The 7187-nt window shown below is 45.7% G+C and carries 7 protein-coding genes; 2 read left to right on the forward strand and 5 right to left on the reverse strand.

Going from position 1 to position 7187, the window contains the following annotated elements; genetic code table 11:
* On the reverse strand, positions 1-274 hold a 274-nt coding region (locus tag IQQ51_RS27235; protein WP_228012922.1), incomplete at its 3' end, for a signal recognition particle receptor subunit alpha.
* Between the two features lie 200 nt (positions 275-474).
* Here IQQ51_RS27235 and IQQ51_RS16500 point away from each other — a divergent pair.
* The gene (locus tag IQQ51_RS16500; RefSeq protein WP_019825854.1) at positions 475-1269 is read left to right on the forward strand and encodes a cytochrome C assembly family protein; all 795 of its coding nucleotides are present in this window, start codon (positions 475-477) and stop codon (positions 1267-1269) included.
* A gap of 127 nt (positions 1270-1396) precedes the next feature.
* The gene (locus tag IQQ51_RS16505; protein WP_019825852.1) at positions 1397-2668 is read left to right on the forward strand and encodes an HlyC/CorC family transporter; all 1272 of its coding nucleotides are present in this window, start codon (positions 1397-1399) and stop codon (positions 2666-2668) included.
* Positions 2669-2763: 95 nt separating this feature from the next.
* Here IQQ51_RS16505 and luxS read toward each other — a convergent pair whose 3' ends face one another.
* The 4 genes from luxS to IQQ51_RS27240 form a co-directional block, all read right to left on the reverse strand.
* Entirely contained in the window at positions 2764-3282 is a 519-nt protein-coding gene (gene luxS / locus IQQ51_RS16510) for an S-ribosylhomocysteine lyase (protein ID WP_017056597.1), read from the reverse strand.
* Positions 3283-3306: 24 nt separating this feature from the next.
* Positions 3307-3957, reverse strand: a complete 651-nt coding sequence (locus IQQ51_RS16515; protein ID WP_017629422.1) for a hypothetical protein — start codon at positions 3955-3957, stop codon at positions 3307-3309.
* A gap of 10 nt (positions 3958-3967) precedes the next feature.
* Positions 3968-5536, reverse strand: coding sequence for a glutamate--cysteine ligase (gene gshA / locus IQQ51_RS16520; RefSeq protein ID WP_048612339.1), 1569 nt, complete (start codon positions 5534-5536; stop codon positions 3968-3970).
* A gap of 99 nt (positions 5537-5635) precedes the next feature.
* A partial coding sequence (locus tag IQQ51_RS27240; RefSeq protein WP_228012924.1) for a M16 family metallopeptidase occupies positions 5636-7187 on the reverse strand: 1552 nt, incomplete at its 5' end.

Raw genomic sequence — 7187 nt, forward strand, 5'->3', positions numbered from 1 at the left:
CCTCGTTAGACTCACCCATCACCGCTTCAAGTTCAGCTTGAACGATCTTAATGAATTCTTGACCAGGCGTTAGAGATTTAGAAACCTCAACACCCACAGCGCCTTCTTTTACGCGCTTAACAAAATCGCGGACAACGGGCAGTGCAACGTCGGCTTCAAGTAGCGCCATACGTACTTCACGCAGCGTCTCTTTAATATTGTCTTCGGTCAGACGACCTTTACCGCTGATGTTCTTCAGCGTTTTGGATAGACGATCCGTTAAATTATCAAACATAGTTTTCTCTTCGCTCAAAACTGCGACTATTACTGTGAGTATACATTAGCGCGGATTAGAGTCATACCCGTTGTAGAGCGTTAATCATCCGTGCTTGTGATGTGAGACATTATTCACTTGGAATTGAATGAGGTTCGCCATAGCCCCAAAGAGCGATGCGAGGTATAATTCGCCAATTAGTAATCATTAAAATGGATACCATGGACAGTCTTATTGCGATCGCAGCAGCCTTTCTTTATACAATGGCGATTTCCACGATCATTCCAGGTCTCGTGCACCAAACAGGAATCCGTGTAAAAACGGTGTTTATCAGCGCATTACTTGCTCTAGCTTTCCATGCTTGGTTGCTTGGCGATTTGATTTTTAATGCCAGTGGCCAAAACCTCAGTATCTTGAACGTTGCTTCATTAATCAGTTTAATCATATCCGTAGTAATGAGCGGTGCTATGCTCAAAACCCGTCTGTGGTTCATCTTACCCGTCGTCTATAGCTTCGCTGCGCTGAACTTGATGGCTGCCACTTTTCTTCCAAGCACTTTCATCAAACATCTAGAGAATGACCCAAAACTGCTCGTACACATCTCTTTGGCTCTATTCTCATACGCAACGTTAACTATCGGCGCGCTATACGCCCTGCAACTTGCGTGGCTAGATCACAAACTTAAAAAGAAAAAAGCCTTAGTGATAAACCCTAACCTACCTCCTTTAATGATGGTGGAAAGACAGCTTTTCAAGATCATTCTGATTGGTAATGGCTTATTAACGGGTACTTTGTTGACGGGTCTCATCTTCGTGCAAGATATGTTTGCTCAAGGAAAAGCACACAAGGCTGTGTTGTCTTTTATCGCTTGGGTTATCTACTCCATCCTTCTATGGGGTCACTATCAGAAAGGCTGGCGTGGACAGAAAGTCACTTGGTTCGCACTGGCCGGTGCCAGCATGCTCACATTAGCCTACTTCGGTAGCCGCTTCGTCCAGGAAATTATCCTGAACTAGTCCGTAAAATAAAGGCAAGGTCTCACATACCTTGCCTTTAAAATATTGAGTGCAATACATTCAATTGACATCTCGACCATGTTCGGTCATAAATTAATCAAGATACACAAATAGGAAAAGAATAGTTTTGGACGACATATCAACGGGTATCTTATTTGCGCTACTCGCGTGTCTCATTGTAATTTCTGGTTATTTCTCTGGTTCCGAAACGGGCATGATGTCCCTGAACCGCTACCGTTTAAAGCACTTGGCCAATACGGGTCATAAAGGTGCCAAACGTGTAGAAAAACTTCTGAACCGCCCAGACAGATTGATTGGCCTCATTCTCATCGGCAACAATCTCGTCAACATTCTTGCATCTGCGATCGCTACTATTCTTGGTATGCGCATCTACGGGGATATCGGTGTGGCTATCGCTACTGGTACCCTGACTCTCGTGATCCTCGTATTCGCCGAGGTAACCCCAAAGACCATCGCTTCTCTATTTCCTGAACGTGTCTCTTACGCGAGTAGTATCCTTTTGATGATACTGATGAAGGTGCTGTCACCATTGGTGATCTTAGTGAACTTCATTACCAACGGCTTCATTCGTATCTTAGGCGTTAAAGCCAGCCATGATGCGACCGACCACCTGAGCTCAGAAGAGCTTAGAACTGTAGTAAATGAAGCAGGTAGCCTGATCCCTCAGCGTCACCAAGATATGTTGGTGTCTATTCTGGATTTAGAACACGTCACCGTGAACGACATCATGGTGCCGCGTAATGAGATAACTGGTATCGACATCAATGACGACTGGAAATCTATCGTTCGTCAATTGACCCACTCGCCTCATGGTCGTGTGGTTCTCTACCGTGACCAAATAGATGAAGTGGTCGGCATGCTAAGGCTGCGTGAAGCTTACCGCCTGATGCTTGAAAAGAACGAATTCAATAAAGAGACACTGCTGCGTGCCGCAGATGAGATCTACTTTATTCCTGAAGCGACACCACTCAACATTCAGCTACTCAAGTTTCAACGCAATAAACAGCGTATCGGTTTGATTGTTGATGAGTATGGCGATATCAACGGCTTGGTTACATTAGAAGATATTCTAGAAGAGATCGTAGGTGAGTTTACCACCTCTATCGCCCCAAGCTTATCAGAAGAAATTACTCCGCAAAGCGATGGCAGCTTCTTGATTGAAGGTAGCGCCAATATCCGAGATATCAACAAAGGCTTACAGTGGGCACTGCCTACCGATGGCCCAAGAACGCTGAATGGTTTGATACTGGAACATCTTGAAGATATTCCAGAGAGTCACCTAAGTGTTCAGGTTGCCAGCCACCCAATGGAAATTGTTGAGCTTGAAGAGAACCGCATCAAACTGGTTCGCGTGTTCCCACAGATCGTGAACGGCTAACTAAATTATCACTGAAGCTTACATACAAAAGACCCGGTTCATTGAACCGGGCCTTTTAATATCTAACTCACCGCATCAAGGTGAACGAACAACGACTAGTCGATTTTAAGCTCTTGCAGCATAGATTCTGGCAGTGCCAGTTCATCATTCTTGTTTACAGAAATACCTGCAGCAATGATCGCATTCGCGATCTCTTTCGCTTCATCCAAAGAGTGCATTGCTGCGGTACCACATTGGTATTCGTTCAACTCAGGGATCTTATTCTGGTTCTCAACTTTCAGTACGTCTTGCATCGCTGCCAACCAACCGTCAGCCACTTGTTGCTCTGTAGGCGTACCAATCAGGCTCATGTAGAAACCCGTACGGCAACCCATTGGTGAAATATCGATGATCTCTACATCTGAACCGTTCAATTGATTACGCATGAAACCAGCGTATAGATGCTCTAGAGTATGGATACCTTTCTCAGATAGGATGTCTTTGTTTGGCGCAGTAAAACGCAGGTCAAACACAGTGATGGTATCCCCTTTTGGGGTTTGCATTGTTTTAGCAACACGAACTGCAGGTGCGTTCATGCGTGTGTGATCAACAGTGAAACTATCTAATAAAGGCATTGCTCTTCTCCATGACGGCTGGTTTTAGAAAAACCAGCTTCGATTGTCTTCTAGTTCTTTGCGGCACTGTTTCAGCTGCCATCCATAATCTTTTGCTTGCTGTTCGACTTTGCGCGCCACCTTAATCAACGATGGCTTGCTGTTGTATGACTTGCGCTTATAACCACCACGGCCTTCATGATAAGCCAGATATTGGTTATATGGGTCCCATAGTGAGATGCCCAATTGACGACGCGTCTCGCTGGTATACCAACCGATGAACATCAATGCATCATCAAAGTTGGTTCTTGAGCCACCGTTATTGGTCGCCTTTTGGAAATCTTCCCAAGCAGGATCTTGAGCTTGTGCATAACCGTAGGCACTGCTTACACGCCCCCACGGTATAAAGCCAAGAATGTAATCTTTAGGTGGGCGCGCATCATGACGATAGCTACTCTCTTGTTTCACAAAAGCCATCGCGACGTTAATCGGCGTGCCCCATTCTTCTTGCATATCCAAGGCATCTTCATACCATGAAGGGTGCTCTCGAAAGATGCTACACAAATTATCTTGCTGCTTTGGCGGTGGCGTTGCACATCCAACCAACAGGCTAGAGACAACACCAACAGTCACTACAGGTAACCATTTACTACTCACTCGAGTAGGCTGACCTAATAAGGCTTGCTTCCTTTCCACCAAAGTCTCGCTATGCTTTTAAATACGAAAAATAATCCGCTAAGAAGCTATCAAAATCTTGAGTGCTTGCTTCTTCACTTTGTTGCTGAGCAATCACAGAGCGTTGAACTTCTGCTTCCATCAGCTCAGCTGAATATACTTTGTATTGGTGCGCTTTGTGTTGCTGAGCATACGTTTTACCTAACGCGCAACCCACTTTACCTAAGCCACCTAACTTCTTAGTCTCTTCTAGCAACTGGCCAGAAATGGTCAGCTCTGGGTTATCAATCCAAGCTTCAAGCGTATCGCACGTTTCTTGGTATGCACGACCACCTTGTTCAGCGTCCATCATCTCGGCAATAGAGCGCAGATCTTTGAAGACACGCTTCGCCCAATCTTGCAGAGACAATCGCTCGCCATGACAACCGATTTGCAGCTCTAGACCAACCTGACGACCTTCTAGGATCACCTTGTTCCAGTTATCACGCCAGCATTCAAGCTCGCAGTTATCCATCTCTGCAGAGTCCGTTAGCACACTCCACGTTAGGAATAAGTCTAGGAAGCGAACTTGCTGCTCATTGATACCAATTGAGCTGAATGGGTTTACATCTAAAGAGCGAACCTCAATGTACTCAACACCACCGCGTGCCAATGCTTCAGATGGTTTTTCACCACTCTTCGCCACACGCTTAGGACGGATTGGAGCGTAAAGCTCATTCTCAATTTGCAGTACGTTGCTATTCAATTGACGGTATTCACCATCAACCTTAGTGCCAATCTCGGCGAATTCTTCTGATGGAGTGCGAATCGCTTGATTCAAACCTTCAAGGTATTGGTCTAGGCCGTTGAAACCAATCTTCAACACACTTTGCGCACTGTTGGTGTAGCCAAGATCGCTCAGGCGCAGTGCCGTTGCTTTTGGTAAGTACAGTGTCTCGCCAATCTTTTCAAAAGGCAGGCTTGTCTCTCTTCCTTTGATGAAAGAAGAACATAGCGCAGGTGAAGCACCGAAGAAGTATGGGATTAACCAACCAAAGCGGTAGTAGTTACGAATCAAACCGAAGTAAGCATCTGACTTAGATTCACAACGCGCTTCTTCAGTTTGCTCTCCAAACAGGCTATCCCAAAAGCTTTCTGGGAAAGAGAAGTTGAAGTGAACACCAGAGATAATCTGCATCAGGCTACCGTAACGACGTTTTAGGCCTTCACGATATAGGGTCTTCATCTTACCGTTGTTAGAGGTGCCGTATTGCGCTAGCTGAATGTAATCTTCACTGCCAACGTAACAAGGCATAGAAAGCGGCCATAGTTTTTCGCCGTCTAACTTGGTTTGCGTGAAGTGATGGATATCAGACAACTGATTCAAAAGCGTCGGAACGTCGTTAGAAACAGGCGTGATAAATTCCAGTAGCGACTCAGAGAAATCGGTCGTTACCCATTCGTTCATCAACGCAGATCCCAAAGCCTCAGGGTGCGGCCCAGTAGCAAGGTGCCCATCTTCCGTGTAGCGTAATGTTTCCCTTTCAACACCACGACCAAATTGAGAGAAGGTCTTAGGGTTGGTTGCAACTTGCTTTAGTCGCGCAGCAAAATCAGTCAAAATTCAGTTCACTTATCTTATATTGTTCTGATTAGAACTATCATAAATTAGGTTGGAGGAGAAAAGTAGAGTCTCTTCCCTCCCCCTTTAATGTGTACTCTAACGAATGATTTCAAGCTCTTCTATTGGAATATCTAACTTTTCTAATTGCGGGCGAAGCGAAGTCGCGTCACCAACAACGATTATTTGATAATCATTCGGGTCAAACCATTTCTTAGATAGCTCGTTTAAGGTCTCTTTTGAAACCGTTTCAACTATCTGATTACGCTGTTGTAGGTAATCTTCATCAAGGCTCAGTGCAACAATATTACTCAACAACCCAGCCTTTTGACTTGGCGTTTCGTATTTAAGCGCATCTTGTTGACCGACGGCGAGGCGCATAAATTTCACCTCTTCGTCAGTTAATCCACTTTGACTAAACTCGTTCAACTCATTAATAAACTCTTGAATCGATGGAACCGTCGCATTCGCCCTTACCTGCGCGCTAAATACTACTGCGCCAGTTTCTCGAGTACTTGCGAAGTAACCGCTTGCACCGTAAGTGTAAGCTTTGTCTTCACGTAGGTTCTGGTTGATACGGCTATTGAAGTTGCCCGCTAAATTAAAGTTAGCTAGCTGGCTCAAATACAATTCACCCGTTGCATCAAACGGCAGGCCTTTACGAACCAAGCGAACAATGCTTTGCGGCGCACCCGGTTTGTCGACTAAGTACAGGTGCTGACCAGAAAGCTCTTTGACGATCTGTGGACGCGTTAATGGTGCCGCATCGCCTTGCCACTCTTCAAAGAATTGTAGCTGTTTCCCTACCTCTTTCTTCGAGATGTCTCCCACAACAACAATATTGGCACCTTCTGGTGTGTAATGTTGCGCATAGAATTTTTTCACATCGTCTAAGGTCAATTTCGATAGAGATTCCTTAGTGCCATCACTTGCGCGAGCAAAAATACTGTCACCAAACAGCACTTCACGGGTTGCTTGAGAAGCCATCCAGCTTGGCTGCTGATGCTGATACACAACGCCTTCTAGCATCTGTTTCTTAACGCGCTCAAAATCTTGCTCATCGAACTTAGGCTCGAATAGAACCTCTTGCACAATCGCTAAGGTTTGAGGCAAGTTTTTCTCTAGCGCCGAGACTGAAATATCTGTGGTGTAGCTGCCCGCACTAATGCTCACACTGCTACCAAGTTTATCTAAGGTCGCCTGTAACTCTTCAACGGTTCGTTTGGTTGAGCCTTCTTCCATCATCGAAGCCGTTAGGTTCGCTAGGCCTTCTCGCCCTTTGCGAACATAACGCTCACCAGCTGGAAGTTGAATCTGTAGCTGTACTGTCGGCGTTTCGCTGGTCACAGTACCGATCAAGTCCGTACCATTTGCAAAGTGCATGCGGTACAACTCAGGCATGGTCGCCTCAACACCAAAGTTAACTTCTGGTATTACACTGCGATCAAAGGTATTCGGTGCCTTTCTGAAATCCAGTTGGTCTTCCGTCACCTTGCTGTATTCAGGCAACGTACGTGGTGGCGTGGTAAAGGTCGCTTCACGAACCGCTAAATCGAGTTTTTTCTTAGGAACCACACTCAAGGTAACCTTGTGCTTACCTTCGATGAAATCTTGGTATGCCTTGCTCACGCTCTCAGGCGTCACCGCTCGG

Origin of the sequence: Vibrio sp. OPT18 (assembly GCF_015163615.1) — a bacterium.
Classification (GTDB): Bacteria; Pseudomonadota; Gammaproteobacteria; order Enterobacterales; family Vibrionaceae; genus Vibrio; species Vibrio coralliirubri.

Bases quoted from the DNA above. Each gene is read 5' to 3' on its own strand.
- IQQ51_RS16500 (WP_019825854.1), top strand. From the start codon at position 475: ATGGACAGTCTTATTGCGATCGCAGCAGCCTTTCTTTATACAATGGCG.
- luxS (WP_017056597.1), bottom strand. From the start codon at position 3,282: ATGCCTTTATTAGATAGTTTCACTGTTGATCACACACGCATGAACGCA.